Here is an 18,268-nt window from a genome sequence, read left to right on the forward strand (position 1 = left end):
CGTCTGTATCCCTATCCGATTGTAACAAATCGATCATCCGGGCGATGTTTTGCAAATGCCGGGCTGAACGCCGGATAGTAAAGCAGCCTGCGTTTGGTTTGGCTGTAAGTGACGAAAGATTTGTGAAATGCCAGCAGGTCCTGATTAAACTGGTTCATCAGCAGCACATAATAGCGATTTCCATGCTCGGCCGATTGCTTTGCCGCAAACGTGTAGTCATCAACTGCCCTGCCTTTTAATGATTGCATTGAAAGGATGGCCGCTTTGAATGCGATTAACATATCATCAGCCGGATACTCGAGCATGTGCAAGGTGCTATAAATGGTTTCGAGATATTTTTCGTCGGCAAGCATGCTTTGCCGGATCGTTTCTACCGGCCAGTCGGCAGGTGTTTCTTCTTTTAAATGGTAGGGTAATGAATCGAGTAGTGCACGTTGACTGAGGATCACTTGCTCCATTGCTTTTTCGGTAACCAAATACGGGTCCGTCGCGGAGGAGGATTGGTGATTTTGATAAATGTGCTGCACTTGCTGGTAAAGGGCATCTTTCTCCTGGGCGAAGCGTTCAAACAAAGGTTGGATTTTAGCTACATATTCAGCGGATTGTTTGAGATTATCTTTTTGATAGGCTTTCAGGCGCACATGCGTTTCCAGCTCCTTGAAAGCAACGTCTACCTCATTAAGCAAATCCCAGATCTCCTTTGCTTTTTTGTTCAAATGATCCATTTCCGCGGCCGGCAAGCCATTTACGGTCATTGCTTTTTTGAAATAATAATCTTCCAATGGTCCCGAAGAGGATAATCTCAGCTCCGAAACGGGCCTTTTGCTATACCGGTTTACCGCGTCCTGGTAACCGGCCAGCATTTTGAAACGTGCGATGAGCGATTCGGACGATTTGTCCAGGAAGGTCACATAATGGTTCAGCGATTGGATGGGCGCTTCCGTTTGGGCGTGTGCGGCAGTGGATTTCATAACGAGAATGATCAGGAAAACATAGCAGTATCTCATGCTGTATAATGTATGCAGTGTATCGGTTGACAAGGGACGAATGTCGGAAAATTCATTTAAAAATGGCGTCCCGGCTTTTGGATACAACCTTCCCTGATTTGGATACAGCCCGATTTTTAGTTTACGGTAGTTTTGTATTGTACTAAAAGCAAAAAAAGATGAACATTAAAACAGTAAATTTAGGAAGCCAGGGCCTGGTAGTGCCCAATATAGGACTGGGTTGCATGGGCATGACGCAGATTGCGGGCGCTGATATTTACGGAAAAGCAGACGAAGGTGAGGCGATCAGAAGCATTCACCGCTCGCTGGAACTGGGCGGGAATTTCCTGGACACAGCCGATCTTTATGGCCCGCTATTGAACGAAAGGCTCATTGCAAAAGCGATTCATGGCAGCCGGGACAGTTACATTATCGCCACGAAATTTGGTTTTGAAATTGATGATAATGAGCAGCTTACCTGGAAATTCAATGGAAAGCCGGATTATGTAAGGAAAGCCGTTGAGCGTTCGTTGAAAAATCTGGGAACGGATTACATTGACCTGTATTACCTGCACCGCCTGGATCCCGAAGTGCCTATCGAAGACACAGTTGGCGCTATGGCAGAGCTGGTTAAGGAAGGAAAAGTGGGTTATCTGGGCCTTTCTGAGGTCTCTTCTCAAACGCTTCGGAAAGCAAATGCTACGCATCCGATCACAGCACTGCAAACAGAATATTCTTTGTTTGAAAGAACGGTGGAAGAAGCCGGAATTTTGGATACTTTGCAGGAGTTAGGCATTGGTTTCGTCGCTTATTCGCCGCTGGGACGTGGATTTATTTCTGGTGAAAGGATCAAAAGCCCGGACGATTTCCCTGCCAATGATTTCAGACGTTCGATCCCGCGTTTTCAGGGAGAGCAATTTTACAAAAACCTCGAACTCGCCGATGCGATCGAAAAAATGGCTTTGGAAAAAGGCGTTACGGCGTCGCAGCTTGCCATTGCATGGGTCATTGCAAAAGGGCATCTTCCGATTCCTGGAACGAAGCGCGTGAAATACATTGAAGAGAACATTGCGGCCTCAAACATTGTATTAACAGAAGCGGAAGTGACAAACCTGGAAAGCATTGTGCCGCTGGGTGTTACCGGCGCACGTTACGACGAAGCCGGAATGGGCTGGATTGACGAATAACATATGAAAAAGCAAAGGAATACTCCGCTGGTAATCAGCTCGATTGGTGAACTCCATCGCATGTATGGCATCAAGGAAATAGAGCATCCGATGGTGAGCGTTGTGCGGTTTGACGAGATCTACAATTCTCCCATCGATCTTAGCGACGGCTGTGTGCTCGATTTTTACATGATCGCGGTGAAGAGAGATTTTCAGGGCAAGGTCCGTTACGGGCAGAGTTATTATGATTTTGATGAGGGCGTTTTGTCCTTTATTTCGCCCGGCCAGCTTTGCTGGGAGGAACGGAACGACAGGCCTTGCTCGGGGTTTATGCTGATGTTCCATGCGGATTTCCTCCTGGGTTACCCGCTTGCTAAGGAGATCAAAAATTACAAATACTTCTCCTATGCCGTCAATGAGGCGCTTTATTTATCCAAAAAAGAGGAGAATGTGATTTATAACATTCTGGAAAATATTGAACAGGAATATAAAGCCAACATTGATAATTTTAGCCAGCGCGTTATCATTTCGCAAATAGAAGTGCTGCTTAACTATGCGGATCGTTTCTATCACAGGCAGTTCATCACGCGTAAAGCCGCGCATAACGACATGCTTGTTAAGCTCGAAGAATTGCTGGACGAACATTTCAGCAACAACGCAAACCTGGCATTGCCGACCGTGAAAGATGTAGCCTTAAAACTGAATGTCTCGCCCGATTACCTGAGCGATATGCTGCGCACTTACACAGGACTTAATACGCAGCAACACATTCATAACAAGCTTATTGAGAAGGCAAAAGGCATTTTGAGCACCACCAATCTTTCTATTGCCGAGATCGCCTATCAGCTGGGTTTCGAGCATCCGCAGTCTTTTAACAAAATCTTCAAACGCAAAACGGCGCTTTCTCCGCTGGAATTCAGGCAGTCATTCAACTGATCCTCAATGCAATGCCCGCATAGCCAGACTTTCGACGGTCGTTGTAAAGCTGTGCGGGCATATATTTATGCCCCTCAACGGTTAACTTATCTCCGCATTCTACTTTATAGATTATAAAATAATAATCCTAAACCCAGAATGCATGAGAAAGACCCGGATAGCCGCTGTATTTGGCTATATTTTATTCCTGTTCAGTACATTACCAATCCCTTCCCTTTACGCCCAGACAAAACCTGCAACAGCCTTTACATTGAAAGACGGCGACAGGGTCGTATTCCTGGGCAGTTCCATTTTTGAAAACGATTTTCAGTATGGTTATCTGGAACTCGCCCTGACCACCCGTTTTGCAGATAAGGGCGTGACTTTCAGGAACCTGGGCTGGACGGGGGACAATGTTTGGGGAGAGGGAAGAAGCACTTATACCAACCCGCCCACGCCTTACGAACATTTGATGGAGGACATTACCAAGGCCCAGCCAACGGTTGTTTTCCTGGGTTACGGCGGCGTGGAAGCGCAGGACGGACAGGCAGGCTTGCCGCATTTCAAGGAAGGTTTGAACAAGCTTCTGGACAAGATCGAAGCGCTTGGTGCAGAGGCTATTTTGCTATCCACGATCCCGGTCGTTTCCAGCGACACGGCGCAACGCATCGGCCAGCGCAATGCAGATCTGGAATTGTATTCCAAAGCCATTTCGGAAGTAGCAGCGCAGCGCAAAAAGCAGTTTATCGACATTTACAACCCGATCCTGAACGTTAGTAAAAAGGATTCTATCATTGAAAATACAGTGCATCTGAATGAGCTGGGTTACTACCATCTGGCCACAACGCTTGAAAAAGCGCTGGGCCTGCATGCTGCAAAAGCCTCAACAGCCGTCAGTATCGCTAACAATAAAGCGGACGTTTCGAATGGTCGATCATTAACACCGGATAAGGAGGGCGTCTTAGCCAGATTTGCGGTTGACAACAAATACCTGCCATTGCCTTCACCCAGATCCGCTGACTGGATCACAGATAACGCCCGGACAGTCAGGATATCAGGTTTGAAAAAGGGCTATTACGCATTGTTTTCAGAAAACGATCAGGTAGCATCGGCGTCAGCGAAGGATTGGGAAAAAGGTGTTGAAATAAAGCAAGGCCCTCAATTTGCCAAGGTTGCTGAAATCCGTAATATGATATTGAAAAAGAACGAATTACACTTCTTTCAATATCGTCCTTTGAACCAGACTTACATCATTGGTTTCCGCCGTTATGAGCAGGGCCGTCATGTGAAAGGTCTCGAAGAGCAGAACATCCTGATCAAATGGCTCGAAGGCCAGATCATACTCAACAGCGAGCCGAAGGAAGTGGTGTATGAGTTGAGAAAAATGGATTAGCCCCCGGCTCCGCTCGGGCTGACAAACTATTAGATATACTTACAAAGATATAGGGTGGTGCTAGCTGCCTACAAAAATATGAAAGCAACCAAGTTACTATATGGAGCGACGCTTATGGCGACGATCCTGCTGACGACCTCTTCCAACAAGGTTCAGAACATTAAAGAAGATCCCGATCCGGATGTTCAGAAAGAACTCGCTTCCTTCAAGGTTGCGGATGGCTTTGAGGTCACATTATTTGCCTCCGACCCGATGGTGGCCAAGCCTATTCAGATGAACTGGGACGCGGAAGGGCGCCTATGGGTGGTGAGCAGCACGGTTTACCCGCATTTGAAAACGGGCGAGTCTGCTAATGACAAGATTTTTGTTCTGGAAGATACGGACGGCGATGGCAAGGCTGACAAGTCAACCGTTTTTGCCGAAGGACTTATCCAGCCCACCGGAATTTTGCCGGGTGACGGCGGTGCATATGTGGCCAATTCAACCGAGATCCTGCATTTCTCGGATACGGACGGCGATGGCAAAGCAGACAAGAAGCGCCGCGTGCTGAACGGTTTCGGAACGGGTGATACGCACCATTTGATCCATACATTCCGCTGGGGACCGGAAGGAAGAATGTATTTCAACCAGTCGATCTACATTTATAGCCACGTAGAAACGCCCTTTGGTATAAAACGTCTTGAAGGCGGCGGTGTATGGGCACTTAATACACGTAACCTGGACATGGAAGTGTATGCGAGAGGGCTGGTTAACCCCTGGGGACTGCAATTTGACCGTTGGGGACAATCGTTTCTTACGGATGGAGCAGGCGGCGAGGGCATTAACTACGGATTTCCGGGAGCAACATTTGTGACAGCACCGGGCGCAGCACGCATCATGCGGGGCCTTAATCCCGGTCAGCCCAAACACAGTGGTCTGGATGTGGTTTCAGGAAAACATTTGCCCGACGCATGGCAAGGCAGAATGATCACCAACGACTTCCGCGCCAACCGGATCAATAGCTTCAAACTCGAAGAACAAGGAGCAGGTTACGCTTCAAAACAGGCAGACGACCTCATGTGGACCGACAATGTGGCGTTCCGTCCGGTGGATATCAATGTGGGTCCCGATGGCGCGATATACGTGGCCGACTGGTATAACCCGATCATTCAGCATGGAGAAGTAGATTTCCACGACCCGCGCCGCGATCAGCAGCATGGCCGCATCTGGCGGATCGTCGCAAAAAACCGTCCGCTGGTTACCAAGCCGCAATTAACAAAAGCAAGCACCACGGAGCTGCTGGAATCATTAAAATTACCCGAAGAATGGACACGCTTGCAGGCTAAGCAGGTTTTGAAGGCAAAAGGCGCCAAAGAAGTGGTGCCCGCTTTGGAAAAATGGGTGCAAGGTTTGGATAAAAATGATGCGAATTACGAGCACAATCTGCTTGAAGCGCTTTGGGTTTATCAGACGCTCGAAACCTTTAACCAGCCGATTTTACTTGAATTGCTGAATGCAAAAAGTCATAACGCGCGTGCAGCAGCATTGCGTGCGTTGGAATTATGGTTTCCAAAAGTGCAGAATGTGCCTGCATTGCTTGCTAAGGCAGTAAAAGATGAACATGCACAGGTGAGAATGGAAGCGGTGATTGCGTTGCGTAAGACCAAAACGGCTGATGCCGCAAAAAATGCTTTATCTGTTCTGGACGGGCAAATGGATGAATTCCTGGATTTTGCATTATGGCAAACGGTGAGAGAATTGGAGCCGATGTGGCTTGCTAAAATGAAGACGGAACCGAATTTGTTGGGCGATGCCAGGAAAACGGCTTATGCACTGAAGTCGGCAACAAGTCCTGAGGCAGCGTCGCTGCTTGTGCAGCTTTATCAAAAAGGCCAGGTTCCGGAGGAATATCAGAAAGATGTGCTCACCAGCATTGCAAGGCTGGGGCAGCCATCTGACCTTAATATGCTGCTGGATCTGGCACTGACCAGCAAGGATAAAAACGCTGCTGCCCAGCTGGCCGCATTGGAAGATGCTGCTGGCCAGCGGAATGTGAAACCTGACAAATCACCCGAGCGAATCGCGGATTTTATTGGTAATGACGACGAAGCCGTAAGCCTGAGCGCGATCCGGTTGATCGGTCTTTGGAAATTGACGCAACTGAACGAGCGCCTGACGGGCTTGATACAGTCAGGCACGCCAAGTACGAAAAAAGCAGCATTGGCCTCATTAACAGCCATTGATAAGGAAAAGGCGACCAAACTAACGGTGGATATGACTGGTGCAAAGAATGCGCCGGAAGTGCGTATGATCGCCGCGGCGCAATTGGCCAAACTGGATCCCAAAGAGGCAGCACGCATCGGATCAGAACTGATGCGGACATTGCCAGCCGACACCGATATGAGCGATCTTTTCATGGCATTTATCTCAACCAACCCCGGCGCTGCCGCATTAGCTGACGCCATCGCTGCCAAAAAAATCCCGGAAGCCACGGCCAAAGCCGGTCGCCGCCTTGTACAAACGCGCGCCGGATGGACGCGTCAGAACATTGATGAGATGCTTGCACTCAAAAAAGCACTGGAAGCCTCAGGCGGCTCAATGCCGACACAGAAAATGCCGCAGGACCTGAATGATGACCAAATCGCCGGCCTCGCCAAACTTGTAAGGGAAAAGGCAGATCCTGCAAAAGGGGAACAAATTTTCCGCAGGGCTGAGGCAAGCTGCACAACTTGCCACGCCATTGGCGGCGCAGGTGGTCTGATCGGGCCGGATTTGAGCAGCTTGGGAACCAGCTCACCTCCTGAAACCATTATCCGCTCCATTCTTTATCCAAATTTATCGATTAAAGAAGGTTATGACCTGAAACGTGTTGTGAAGAAAGATGGCTCCGAAATGTTGGGTTACCTGGCCAGTGACGGCGCATCGGAGGTGATTATACGTGACGTGACGGGCAAGGAGGTTTCCATTGCAAAGAGCCAGCTGCAAGTGATGGAAAAAGTCCCGGGGTCCCTCATGCCTCCCGGCCTCACTGCCAGCCTCGACCAGACTGAGTTTATCAATTTAGTCGGCTTCTTAACAAAAATGGGAGAATCCGGAGACTTCCGCGTGCCCAACACCAGGTTTGTAAGACGCTGGGAAACTGTTACCGCTGATAAACAAACGGCAAACAGAATGAGCGAAGGCGCATTTACCGTAACAAAGAGCTCAAAAGTCATTTACGCTCCCGTTTACAGCAAAGTCTCAGGTGAGCTGCCCCTCGACGAAGTGCCCGTTGTGGAAACCACGGCCGGCAAATCATTCAGCGTTGTCCGTTTTGAAATTGAGGTCTTAACAAAAGGCAGCGTAACATTAACCTCAAACATTTCAAACGGAATCACCGCCTATATCGCCGGCAAACCCGTAAAAATGTCGGGCGACAACATTACCACCAACCTAACCCCGGGCATCCAGCAAGTTACGCTGGTCATCGACCGGAGCGCGGTAAAAGATGTAGGTTTGAAAATAGCATTAAAGGACGCAGATGCCGGAGCACAGACGCGGTTGCGGATGGGGAAATGATAGGAAAGTGATATTTAGTGTAAAAGTCAAAAGCGACCCTGGATATTCAGGGTCGCTTTTTATGTTACTGCTTCCAGAATTTCAGGCGCTTTTTTAACATTTACTAAGCTCCTGCATACGCCCCGGCAAACTCCTTAGCAAAGTCTTCCAGTTTGTAGCTGCCCAGCTGCTCGGGGCGGTTTTTCCAGTATTCTTCCTGCATTTGCCCGCTTCTTAGAGCCTGGCCCATCTCCTTATATAGTTTTGCGAAGCTTTCGTTTAGGCCCGCACCGAGCATTCCGTTGTAGGCGTCTTCGTCTGAGAATGTGATCCAGGGTGTGTTTTCTTTACCGACTGCGTTGCCCAGGATTGCAGCAATTTCGCTTGGATGGCGCTCGTCATTGGCAATGTTGGTGACGGTTTTCCCTTCGGTAGGGTTTAGTAATGCTGCCGTTGCAACCTCAGCAATGTGGTCGGTATGGGTCAGAACCAGCTTTTCATCCGTGTCTCCGAAATTATTTCCTGCAATGCCCGCGTGCTTGATCATGCCTGCGAGGCTGAACAGGTTGGAGAAGAAGTAGGAGGGGCGGAGGAAATTTACATGCAGGCCGGGCAGTGCCAGCAATTTCTCTTCAAGATAACCCAATGCATCGATCGGACCTGCACCTTTCCGCAATTGTGCACCCAGGCTGCTGAGGAGCACGATGCGCTTAATGTTGCTGCCTTTTAGTACTTCTACATATTTGTCAGCTACTTCTAGCTGGAATTTGGCATAATCAGTAAGGGCGAAATCGCTTGGGATCATCAGGTAAGCCACTTCTGCATTTTGAAATGTGTCTTTCAAAAATGCTGAGTCGGTTAAAGAACCAATGGCGGCTGTTGCGCCGAGGGATTCGATTTCTGATTTTTTGTCTGCGCTGCTGCTGATAACCGTTACGTCGTGTCCGGCTGCAACCAGGTTTTTTGTAACGGGTCTGCTGATATTTCCGAGTGATCCTGTGATGATATATTTCATGTTGTTTTTTGTTTAATGATGTTGCAAAGCTATATTTGTACTTACTTTTCTACAAGTACTTACCCCAAAGTATGTATCCATGACAAAGGTTAAAGAAAGCTCGACGTACAATGCCAACCGGGAAATCGTGATGCAGGAATGCCCGGTCACTTATGTGATGAACAAGATTGGTGGACATTGGAAACCCATTATATTGTATCACTTACTGGCGGGCAGCAAGCGCTATTCGGAGATCAAGAAGGAGATGCCGCACATTACAGAGAAAATGCTCATCCAGCATCTCAAACAGCTCGAAAATGACAAATTACTTATCCGCGAAGCACGGCCGGTTGTGCCTCCTTTTGTAACTTACACGCTCACGGATTCTGGCCGGGACCTCCAACCCGTGATCCAGGCCATGGCAGAATGGGCTTTTAAGGATATGAAGAGACAAGCGTTTGTTTAAGTTGTTTATTAAAAATAAAAGATGAAAATCCGCCTCCTATTACTGGCATTTGTGTGCTTGTCGGTCAAGCTCAATGCGCAGAACGTGTCCATATTGACCGAAGACGGTGCCTGGTGCTGGTTCAGCGATCCGCGGGCCATTTATACAAATGATAAAAACGGCCAGATTGTCACAGGCTGGGTCACGAAGTCGGGAGATATTGTTGCGGCGTCACTGGATCTGAAATCCGGAAAAACCGCTCAAAAAACGCTTTACACCAAACTGGAAGTAGACGATCACGACAATCCAGCATTCCTGCAACTCCCCGACAACCGCATTTTGACCCAGTACACCTGGCACGGCGGAAGCAAAGACGGCATGGGTGTGATTCAGAACACGACATTGGAGCCGCTGGATATCAGAACATTCTCTGATTCAGTTATTTTCAAACCGCAAACGCCCGAATTACTCGCCAAATTCAAGCGCGAGACTTACACATATGCCAATCCGTTCCTCTTAAGTGCAGAAAACAATAAGATTTATAGTTTTGGCCGTTGGATAGGCTTTAAGCCCAATTTTATCACATCAACTGACAATGGTAAAACCTGGTCTGACCCCAAGGTTGTGATCACTTCCAAGGCTTTGGACACCAACAACCGGCCTTACGTCAAATATTATTCCGATGGCAAATCAAAAATCCATCTGCTTTTCACAGACGGTCATCCTAATGCTGAGCCGCTGAATTCGGTTTACTATTGTTATTACGAAAAAGACGCATTCTGGCGCGCAGACGGCACGAAGATTGCGAACATTGATCAGCTGCCCTTTCATCCGTCTGATGCCACAGTTGTTTACAAAGCCACACCCGAAACGGGTAAAGCCTGGATATTCGACATCGTGATTGATCCAAAAGGAAGGCCCGTAGTCGCTTACACGCGCTATCCTACCAATGAAAATCATCAATATTACTACACCGTTTTTGATGGTAAAAAATGGAACGACCATCATCTGATCGCCTCCGGAAAGTGGTTTCCACAAACGCCCGAAGGCAAAAAGGAGCGCGAAGAAAACTACTCCGGCGGCCTGACAATTGATCCGCTGGATCCTTCAATTGTTTATTTTTCGCACGAGGTCGGTAATGTGTTTGAGATCTCAAAAGGCGAAACACGCGATCTTGGTAAAACCTGGAAAATAACGCCCGTTACCCGAAATTCGGAGCTGGACAATGTTCGTCCTGTTATCCCGCGCTATAAAAAGAAAGGCGACAAAAATGTGCTTTTATGGATGCAAAACCGGAAATATGTGCACTATACGGATTACGACACGCGCATTGTCTGGAAAGATTTGACCGCTCGCTGAAAGTATATTCTGTGCGCTTTTTGTTTTAATAGTAATTACAAATTCCCCGTTTAAACAACGAATCTCAAAACATTATGTTCAAAAAATTACTGCCACTGCTTCTTGTCATCGTGAGCGCGGCATACGCCCAGGCGCAGCAGTTTAAAGTTTTATTATTTACCAAAACCGCTGGTTTTCACCACGTTTCCATCCACGAAGGCGTATCCGGAATCCGCAATCTGGCTTCCCGCCACAATTTTTCTGTCGACTGGCAGGAAAACGCAGATGTTTTCAACGACAAAAGCCTGGCCAACTACGCAGCCGTTATCTTCCTGAACACCACCGGCGACGTGCTTAATGACGCGCAGCAAGCGGCATTTGAAAAATACATTAAAAGCGGAAAAGGCTATGTAGGGATCCACTCCGCAGCTGATACAGAGTATGATTGGGCCTGGTACGGCAAGTTGGTAGGGATGTATTTCAAAACCCACCCTGCACAGCAAACGGCATTTCTGGACGTAAAAGACAGCAATTTCCCAGGCCTGGAACGCTTCCCAAAACGCCTGCTTTGGACCGACGAATGGTATGAATACAAAAAACCATACAACGCCGACGACCTTAAAATCCTGATCACCCTGGACGAAAAATCTTACGATCCAAAAACCAACCAAGGCACCGGCATGGGCGCCGAACACCCTATGTCCTGGTATCACAACTACGACGGCGGCCGCGCATTCTACACCGGCCTGGGCCACATTGGTTTGGTTTACTCAGATCAATCGTTTCTGGACCACCTATACGGCGGTATTTACTGGGCCGCGACCGGGAAGGGGTTGAAATAGCAATCAAACATTGAAATAAGAAAAGAGCTGGCCAATTCCTACATTAGAATGGTCAGCTCTTTTTTTGTTAATATTGAGAATAAAAAGTCATAAATCTAACCCAATCCTTCATGGAAATCCTAGGCAAAATCCTCGTCGGCCTCGTGGCGCTCGAACATCTGTACATTCTCTATATTGAAATGTTTGCCTGGGAAACCAAAGGGAAGGAAACATTCAAAGGATCGCTCGCTCCCGAAATGTTCAAACCCACCAAAACGCTAGCCGCCAACCAGGGACTTTACAACGGTTTCCTGGCAGCAGGCCTGATCTGGACATTCTTCATAGAAGACCGCCAATGGGCCTTTTACATTGCCGTTTTCTTTTTGACTTGTGTAATCGCGGCGGGAATTTATGGAGCTGTAACTGCTAGCAAGAAAATCTTTTTCGTGCAGGCTTTACCAGCGATTGTGGCTTTGGTGGTGTTGCACTTTTAATTTTATACGAATTACATTAGGCAGACACTTTTTGCTTCGAATGTTCCCTCTTGATAGTCAAATTTCATAACTTGCGTTATGATGAGCTATACAGACAGACATATTGTGAAAACCTATTCAGGCTTGTTCGAAGGACTTAGTTCTTCTGGCAAAAGGGAACTGATTGAGTCACTTACAAAGTCGCTCGGTACGGAAAGTAATGAAAAGGATGAAAAGTTTTTCAAATCCTTTGGAGCCTTTTCGGCAGAAAAATCTCCGGAAGAAATTGCAGCTGAAATCAAAGCCAGCCGAAAATTTAGAAAGAAGGATCTGGGTTTCTGATGCAATATCTGCTGGACACAAATATCTGCATTTTCTTCCTCCGAGGTAAGCTTAACCTTGACGAAATTATACGGTCGAAAGGCAGAGAAAACTGTTTTATCTCAGAAATCACAATCCTTGAACTCCGTTTTGGCGCGGAAAATAGTGCGAATCCTACAAAATCCCACAAGGCCGTAGATGCCTTTGTCGCTGGCCTTTCCATTATTCCAATCTTTGGTTCAATTCGCCTTTACGCAAAAGAGAAAGTCCGGCTCAGAAAAATAGGTAAGCCTATCAATGACGAGTTTGATCTATTAATTGGCGTCACCGCTATTCAATACAAATTGGTTTTGATCACCGATAACGGAAAAGATTTTGTGCGCTTGGATGGTTTAAAAATAGAAAATTGGTTTCCGCGGAATGCCTAGCAGACAGCTAAAATAACTAATCCTTGTGTGCTATAATGGTTTTAACGTGGGCGTAAACAATTACGCCGCACGTTATGATATTTCGTTCAAGCAAAAAAGCTAGGTTTTTGCAGGTAACCAGGCTCCCAGCTAGAATCTCTTCTGCGGAGTGAACGCGAAACCGTCAGGACTTCTTGCAAGCGTTTTTCCGGATCGCTCATCAAATCCTGGCTATGCAAATACTGGCCAATGATCTCCCACTCAAAAGAATCCTCGTGAGCATCATAAATCCCAACCGGAATTCGGTTGCCATCCGTCATCAACATCCCCAGCACCTGCTGCGCCTCTTCCTCCGACGAACATCCAACATGCTGATACTGGCCTTTTAGTGTGTAAAGCACCGAGTAACGGTTTCTTGTCAATACGTTTCCTTGCGCTTGCTTCTTATTGTCTCTGTGGGAGTTTTTTAATCTTATCATGATTTCTGTGTTTGTATCTCCGTTCCGTATGCTGTTCATTTGTTTGTTGTAAAAGTTATAAATGAACGGAGATGTTTAAAGTTTCGAGACGGCTGTATTGGTCGCTCAAAGTTATAAACGCAGGTTGTGTGTCAATAGTTTAGAAGAATTGGTGTGGAGGTGGAAGTTCTTCTGATGTTGAAGGTGTTTGGTGGAATAATGCAATTCTTTGTTGCAAGGGTTGTATGGCTTGAAGATGGAAACCAGAAATAGAAAGAGGCAGTAACAATATTAGAAAACACAATACGATGTTCGGGTAATAAGCATAGCCGAAATCTGTAATGAAAGTAAAAGAAAAGACAAACCTGCTTCTTAGAAAAGACAAACTTATGCCACCCTTCCACTATCTAATTTGAATAAATATTGATGATGAAAATTGAAGATTTGCTTGCAAAAGGGTATTTTCCCAAAGAATTGCCACCTCCGTTCAATACTGTTGATTTTGCATCAAAATATGGTCAATTGAAGCCTAGTCTAGCAGGATGTATCACAAAAGAACCGACAAGATGTATCGACTTTTCAGTGGCGAAAGTTGGTCTTGTAAGGAAGACAATTAAAATACCAAACCCAGTTCACCAAACTAGATTATGTGAGATTATTGTAGAGAATTGGGAGCAAATTGAATCAATATATAAGCTGTCAAAATTTTCTTTTAGCCGACCAAAACTGAAAGGTGATCGCGCATCAAACATAGGAAAATTCAAAAATTTTATGAGAAGGGTGTTTTTAGAATCTTATCCCTACTCATATGAATTGAAAACTGATATTTCGAAATATTACCCATCTATCTACACTCATAGCATTCCTTGGGCTATCCATGGAAAAAACCTCTCAAAGACAACGAAGGGCAAGTCAGATCTTCTTGGTGACAAGCTTGATACGAGCGTGAGAAATACAATGTATGGCCAAACTGTTGGAATTCCGATGGGGCCAGATACATCGCACATTATCTCCGAAATTATCGGGTGTAAAATTGATGAAGAAATAGCTAACAAATTTCCTAGTTTGAGAGGGTGCCGGTATGTCGACGATATGTACTTCTTTTTTCATAGTGAAGCAGAGGCAGAGGACGCTCTACTTAAATTGCAGCAAACGCTCAAAGTATATGAACTGCAAATAAATGCAGATAAAACTATCATAAGACAAATTCCAAGAGGCATTGAAGCTGACTGGGTTATACAATTACGTTCTTTTGAGTTTCGGGATACAGAATTCAAGCAAAACAATGATATCATTAGTTTTTTTAGTCTTGCATTTGATCTGGCAATTAAGCTTCCGAAAGACTTTGTGCTTACGTATGCAGTTGAAAGGGTCAAAAGGCTGGTTTTGTTGTCAGATGCAAACTTTGCTCTCTTAGAGACAATGCTATTAAAAACTATCATCGCGGAGCCATCAACAATCAAAGAAGTTTTTAGGATTTTCTATTCCCACAAATCGAAAGTTCGTGTGTCTAAATTAGAGACGGTACTTTCGAGCTTTATAGAGTATCATTGCCAGAGAAGAAATGAGTATGAGCTATCTTGGGCTCTTTGGATTGCTAGAAGTTTTGAAATCGTAATTCCAGCTGAAATCGTAGCAGTGTTATCGAAAATCGATGATCCTATAAATGGTTTACTGATACTACATCTTTTAAATCTTAAACTTATAAATCATGCGGATTTAGATTTGACTCGATTTCTTGAAAAGCTAAATGTAGAGTATTTGACGGATGAAAACTGGATCTTCACTTATGAGATTTCTTTGAAAAAATGGATCGGAAATGAATTTTCATATATAGATAAGAATCCGTATTTTAAACAATTGCGTAAAGCTAAGGTTTCGTTTTATAATGAAGACAGTCAAATAGAAGTTATTGATTTTCTCAAAAAGCAGATAGTCGAACCTGATCAGGGGGTTGAATATGGTAGCTAAAAGAATGCAGATGATGCGCATGCACAAGCTCTCAAACTCCCTAATTCGAGTCACTCAGTGTCAGAATGGGATTACTCGACTTTACAGGACTTGTTTGGTGGTTTAGAAGATATGACAGAGGGTGATGAATTAGATATTGACTTAGACTATTAGTTGCTGTATGCAAATGCTGAAATGAACTCGGTTCTAGTTTTAAAACACTTAAAATTACTTGGCTACTTGGATTTTCTTCAACTTCACTACTATTTGGAAAATGAGTCTCACTCAATGGATGCCGCTGTCAAGAACAGAGCTGAGGCTGAAATAATAAGGATATTCAAGGAGACCGCGAAAATACTTGAATTAGACATAGATTTAGAGGTTGCTGCACTGGAGCCGGGCGGTATAAAGGAGATATTTAGATTTGTAAGGAAAAAGAAAAATGCAAAGATTAGCAGCGCGATTCAAGGCTTTTTAGCAGCTATAATAAGTGGCATAATTGTGGACTTAGCTGTAAGTGGATTGCGGAGCAATTCGCACATAGAAGAGCTTACGGTGAAAAAAACTGAGCTTGAAATCAGAAAGTTGCAAAAGGAGATCGAACTGATGGAGGATTCGCCAGAAGAAATTAATAGTAGAATTGATGATATAGTAGTTTTGATATCCCAAACCGATAAGATAAGGAGATACAAGTCTAATTTTTACTCGTCACTTCTTATTGAGAATAAGGTGACAAAGATTGGAGCTGTCGTACTCGATAGCAATTATCGGGAAATTTTTCCTGAGCTTCTAGTGACGAGAAGTGATTTTAACAAATACCTGGTGGATCAGATAGTATTGGCGCCGCTGATTTACAAAGATGTTTATGTCGAGATTGTGTCACCGGTATTGAAAACCGGCAAAATCAAATGGAAGGGTATCTATGACTCAGAAACTATTAATTTTAATCTTCACGATGCTGAATTCAGGCAATCGGTCATTAACCGCGAAGTGAGCTTTGCAAATGGCTCCGTTATTAGGTGCGATATTGAATTTGAGCGCCAAATGGATCAGCATGGTGAAGTTAAAGTCACAAGTGTGAATGTATCAAATATAATTGAGCTTATTCAAGGCGGGCTAATTATCGAAACAAAAAAGGGAAAGCACCGAAAAGCTGCAAAATCCCAACTTGGACTTTTTGAGTAATTTTCAAATGTTGCTGGTTTTCATATAGCTTACCAAATTCTTTGCAAAATTCTCAGCATCTCGTTCTGAGATCAGCTTTACTTTAATATCATCTGAGTCAATGGATAACTTATCCTGAATAAATTCATTCAACTCTCTATGTTTTCTTGGAATCGAGGTAAGCAAAGTAACATCAATCTTCTCCTCAGCAGTAGCCAATTCCGCTAGCTTCCCAGACCATTTATAAACTTTACTCCTTATATTCTCAACATTCTGCAAATCAAATGAAACTGGCAGATAACAATGCCAGATCTCATTCTTCCAGGCTTTGTCAAACTGAAAACTGTCGTACTTAGTTTCGACTTCGTATTCAGTTAGCTTAGCCGTGATGCCATATTCGTCGAAATACTTTTTGTATTTCTTTTTCCAAACATCTGCGTCGCTGGTTGCTGACTCGTCAGTTTCACTTTGCCATTTGGTCACTAACAATCTGTAAAGGTCTGCCAGTGATTTGTTGAAGTCCAGGTCGATGCCTTTTTTAACCTCAGTTAATGTGAGCGAACTGTCGTCGTTTGGGAGGATTGCTCTTGTAATTTCTGCTAAGTCTTCTGGCGTGGGAAAGAGTCCTGAGAATTGCAGTTTTGCTCGGGCTATTTCCTTTTCGAAGTGGCGGAGGGATTTTAGAATTGCTTTCCCATTCGCGCCGGGGAAGAATGATGTGATTCTACCATATTTGGTGATCACCTTGCAATTTAGATATTGATCTTCAGCCGCATAGACGATCACACCGACGTTGATGAACTCGCCTGTGACACGGTCGTGAAGATATCTGATGATTTGATATTGATACTTTTTCATGCTAAAATTGCCTGTGCCAGTTGTTGCGCAAAGATAGTTCTATTCTCAACTATCAATGCAAGATGGTTTTTGATTGTTGTCAGGTCGTCCGAACGCCAGTTTGCAGGCAGCAGCTCATCGGCTTTTGTCCAAAAATGATCGTCCAGCTGCGTGAAGCGTTCTACGAAATCTGTGATATCAATTTGTGTTCCTTTCAGTTTCGCATAAAGAAAGTGGTTTCGCAGCATTTTCAGTTCCCAATCTCCCAACTCCCAAGGTCTAGGATTTCGGGTAAAGGATAACATCATCAGAAAGTCAAATGCAAGCTCATGATCGAAGACAAATAGATTGTTATCGGCCAATACGAGGTTTGGCTTTTCCAATCTTCGGTCGCCATTTGAAATAAACAAATCGAAAGATGTAACGTTTTCTGCTTGTGATGATTGAATGTTTGTAAGGCAGTTTTTACCAATGATTTGGGTTGTACCAGGAACATATCGTGTGCCGAAGTTGACGCCGACGCTCTCAATAAATCGTTGATGGTATTTATTTCCGCGAAGCGTTTCCACAAAATCCGTACTCACTTCAACGTACACCGGTTCGAATGCATTCAGTTGGAGTTCTAGGACAATCCACGCGCCAAGGCACTCTTTCATGACAGCCTGCGGGTAAATTCTGGGATGACCGAATGGTTTGATTACGTAGCTGTTGCGGTTTCCGCTTTCGGCGTCCATTGCCCAAATCAGCATTGGTTCCGTCGTCCCACTTGCAAAAACGTTGTGCCACTCAGTGGCGTGGACAGTTTTAACCTGATAGTTTTCGTCTGTGATTTTTGGCATTCAGTAGCTGGTTGAAGGTTTTGCTACTGAAAGTTGAATTAGACTTAGAGTTACTAGTTTGATTTAAGCCGATTATCTAACGGTAATGCTAAACTGTGAGTTTGCGCAATATGTTATTCAAATATGGAATAGCGATATGCCGTTTTTGCAAAGTTTTAAAATTTTTTTACCTCCTTAAAATATACACAAAACTATAATTGTTTAGCATCTCATGTAAAACAATTAGCATATTACATCACACTTCT

At 44.9% G+C, this 18,268-nt stretch carries 17 protein-coding genes; 12 read left to right on the plus strand and 5 right to left on the minus strand.

The features are described from left to right. Positions 1-11: 11 nt before the first annotated feature. Complete coding sequence (locus NFI80_RS05575) at positions 12-1,007, minus strand: hypothetical protein (RefSeq protein WP_235164606.1); 996 nt, start codon at positions 1,005-1,007, stop codon at positions 12-14. Between the two features lie 158 nt (positions 1,008-1,165). On the opposite strand from NFI80_RS05575, the gene NFI80_RS05580 reads away from it, so the two are divergent. The 4 genes from NFI80_RS05580 (at position 1,166) to NFI80_RS05595 (ending at position 7,997) form a co-directional block, all read left to right on the plus strand. Further along, positions 1,166-2,173, plus strand: coding sequence for an aldo/keto reductase (locus NFI80_RS05580; RefSeq protein WP_235164605.1), 1,008 nt, complete (start codon positions 1,166-1,168; stop codon positions 2,171-2,173). Between the two features lie 3 nt (positions 2,174-2,176). After that, the gene (locus NFI80_RS05585) at positions 2,177-3,088 is read left to right on the plus strand and encodes a helix-turn-helix domain-containing protein (RefSeq protein ID WP_235164604.1); all 912 of its coding nucleotides are present in this window, start codon (positions 2,177-2,179) and stop codon (positions 3,086-3,088) included. Positions 3,089-3,230: 142 nt separating this feature from the next. Then, positions 3,231-4,460, plus strand: coding sequence for a GDSL-type esterase/lipase family protein (locus tag NFI80_RS05590; RefSeq protein WP_235164603.1), 1,230 nt, complete (start codon positions 3,231-3,233; stop codon positions 4,458-4,460). A 78-nt stretch (positions 4,461-4,538) separates the two neighbouring features. Then, positions 4,539-7,997 (plus strand): PVC-type heme-binding CxxCH protein, encoded by a 3,459-nt coding sequence (locus NFI80_RS05595; RefSeq protein WP_235164602.1) that lies wholly within the window; start codon positions 4,539-4,541, stop codon positions 7,995-7,997. A 103-nt stretch (positions 7,998-8,100) separates the two neighbouring features. Here NFI80_RS05595 and NFI80_RS05600 read toward each other — a convergent pair whose 3' ends face one another. Next, positions 8,101-8,991: an NAD(P)H-binding protein gene (locus tag NFI80_RS05600; protein ID WP_235164601.1), complete on the minus strand. Its 891-nt coding sequence runs from the start codon at positions 8,989-8,991 to the stop codon at positions 8,101-8,103. 79 nt (positions 8,992-9,070) lie between these two features. On the opposite strand from NFI80_RS05600, the gene NFI80_RS05605 reads away from it, so the two are divergent. From NFI80_RS05605 to NFI80_RS05630, 6 genes are all read left to right on the plus strand, one after another. Next, positions 9,071-9,436: a winged helix-turn-helix transcriptional regulator gene (locus NFI80_RS05605; RefSeq protein WP_275978147.1), complete on the plus strand. Its 366-nt coding sequence runs from the start codon at positions 9,071-9,073 to the stop codon at positions 9,434-9,436. 21 nt (positions 9,437-9,457) lie between these two features. After that, on the plus strand, positions 9,458-10,774 hold the full coding sequence (locus tag NFI80_RS05610) for a BNR-4 repeat-containing protein (RefSeq protein WP_235164600.1): 1,317 nt from the start codon (positions 9,458-9,460) through the stop codon (positions 10,772-10,774). A 74-nt stretch (positions 10,775-10,848) separates the two neighbouring features. Further along, positions 10,849-11,595 (plus strand): ThuA domain-containing protein, encoded by a 747-nt coding sequence (locus tag NFI80_RS05615; RefSeq protein ID WP_233798161.1) that lies wholly within the window; start codon positions 10,849-10,851, stop codon positions 11,593-11,595. A 110-nt stretch (positions 11,596-11,705) separates the two neighbouring features. Beyond that, entirely contained in the window at positions 11,706-12,068 is a 363-nt protein-coding gene (locus tag NFI80_RS05620; RefSeq protein WP_235164599.1) for a DUF1304 domain-containing protein, read from the plus strand. Between the two features lie 78 nt (positions 12,069-12,146). Beyond that, positions 12,147-12,389: a hypothetical protein gene (locus NFI80_RS05625; RefSeq protein WP_235164598.1), complete on the plus strand. Its 243-nt coding sequence runs from the start codon at positions 12,147-12,149 to the stop codon at positions 12,387-12,389. Beyond that, positions 12,389-12,796: a type II toxin-antitoxin system VapC family toxin gene (locus NFI80_RS05630; protein WP_235164597.1), complete on the plus strand. Its 408-nt coding sequence runs from the start codon at positions 12,389-12,391 to the stop codon at positions 12,794-12,796. The genes NFI80_RS05625 and NFI80_RS05630 overlap by 1 nt, the downstream gene beginning before the upstream one ends. An 86-nt stretch (positions 12,797-12,882) precedes the next feature. On the opposite strand, the gene NFI80_RS05635 is transcribed toward NFI80_RS05630, so the two are convergent. Next, a complete protein-coding gene (locus NFI80_RS05635; RefSeq protein WP_235164596.1) occupies positions 12,883-13,254 on the minus strand; it encodes a hypothetical protein in 372 nt (123 codons plus the stop codon). 408 nt (positions 13,255-13,662) lie between these two features. Here NFI80_RS05635 and NFI80_RS05640 point away from each other — a divergent pair, with 408 nt between their 5' ends. Both NFI80_RS05640 and NFI80_RS05645 read left to right on the plus strand, forming a co-directional pair. Continuing rightward, positions 13,663-15,204 (plus strand): RNA-directed DNA polymerase, encoded by a 1,542-nt coding sequence (locus NFI80_RS05640; RefSeq protein WP_235164595.1) that lies wholly within the window; start codon positions 13,663-13,665, stop codon positions 15,202-15,204. Positions 15,205-15,450: 246 nt separating this feature from the next. Then, complete coding sequence (locus tag NFI80_RS05645) at positions 15,451-16,368, plus strand: hypothetical protein (protein WP_235164594.1); 918 nt, start codon at positions 15,451-15,453, stop codon at positions 16,366-16,368. Positions 16,369-16,371: 3 nt separating this feature from the next. Here the strand turns inward: NFI80_RS05645 and NFI80_RS05650 are convergent, their stop codons facing one another. Together NFI80_RS05650 and NFI80_RS05655 are read right to left on the minus strand one after the other, a co-directional pair. Continuing rightward, entirely contained in the window at positions 16,372-17,205 is an 834-nt protein-coding gene (locus NFI80_RS05650; protein WP_235164593.1) for a DUF3037 domain-containing protein, read from the minus strand. Then, positions 17,202-18,023, minus strand: coding sequence for a HipA family kinase (locus tag NFI80_RS05655; protein ID WP_235164592.1), 822 nt, complete (start codon positions 18,021-18,023; stop codon positions 17,202-17,204). The genes NFI80_RS05650 and NFI80_RS05655 overlap by 4 nt, the downstream gene beginning before the upstream one ends. Positions 18,024-18,268: the final 245 nt, after the last annotated feature.

It is taken from the genome of Dyadobacter chenhuakuii (genome assembly GCF_023821985.2).
Taxonomy (GTDB): domain Bacteria; phylum Bacteroidota; class Bacteroidia; order Cytophagales; family Spirosomataceae; genus Dyadobacter; species Dyadobacter chenhuakuii.

Bases quoted from the DNA above. Each gene is read 5' to 3' on its own strand.
- NFI80_RS05575 (WP_235164606.1), bottom strand. From the start codon at position 1,007: ATGAGATACTGCTATGTTTTCCTGATCATTCTCGTTATGAAATCCACT.
- NFI80_RS05580 (WP_235164605.1), top strand. From the start codon at position 1,166: ATGAACATTAAAACAGTAAATTTAGGAAGCCAGGGCCTGGTAGTGCCC.
- NFI80_RS05585 (WP_235164604.1), top strand. From the start codon at position 2,177: ATGAAAAAGCAAAGGAATACTCCGCTGGTAATCAGCTCGATTGGTGAA.
- NFI80_RS05590 (WP_235164603.1), top strand. From the start codon at position 3,231: ATGAGAAAGACCCGGATAGCCGCTGTATTTGGCTATATTTTATTCCTG.
- NFI80_RS05595 (WP_235164602.1), top strand. From the start codon at position 4,539: ATGAAAGCAACCAAGTTACTATATGGAGCGACGCTTATGGCGACGATC.
- NFI80_RS05600 (WP_235164601.1), bottom strand. From the start codon at position 8,991: ATGAAATATATCATCACAGGATCACTCGGAAATATCAGCAGACCCGTT.
- NFI80_RS05605 (WP_275978147.1), top strand. From the start codon at position 9,071: ATGACAAAGGTTAAAGAAAGCTCGACGTACAATGCCAACCGGGAAATC.
- NFI80_RS05610 (WP_235164600.1), top strand. From the start codon at position 9,458: ATGAAAATCCGCCTCCTATTACTGGCATTTGTGTGCTTGTCGGTCAAG.
- NFI80_RS05615 (WP_233798161.1), top strand. From the start codon at position 10,849: ATGTTCAAAAAATTACTGCCACTGCTTCTTGTCATCGTGAGCGCGGCA.
- NFI80_RS05620 (WP_235164599.1), top strand. From the start codon at position 11,706: ATGGAAATCCTAGGCAAAATCCTCGTCGGCCTCGTGGCGCTCGAACAT.
- NFI80_RS05625 (WP_235164598.1), top strand. From the start codon at position 12,147: ATGATGAGCTATACAGACAGACATATTGTGAAAACCTATTCAGGCTTG.
- NFI80_RS05630 (WP_235164597.1), top strand. From the start codon at position 12,389: ATGCAATATCTGCTGGACACAAATATCTGCATTTTCTTCCTCCGAGGT.
- NFI80_RS05635 (WP_235164596.1), bottom strand. From the start codon at position 13,254: ATGATAAGATTAAAAAACTCCCACAGAGACAATAAGAAGCAAGCGCAA.
- NFI80_RS05640 (WP_235164595.1), top strand. From the start codon at position 13,663: ATGAAAATTGAAGATTTGCTTGCAAAAGGGTATTTTCCCAAAGAATTG.
- NFI80_RS05650 (WP_235164593.1), bottom strand. From the start codon at position 17,205: ATGAAAAAGTATCAATATCAAATCATCAGATATCTTCACGACCGTGTC.
- NFI80_RS05655 (WP_235164592.1), bottom strand. From the start codon at position 18,023: ATGCCAAAAATCACAGACGAAAACTATCAGGTTAAAACTGTCCACGCC.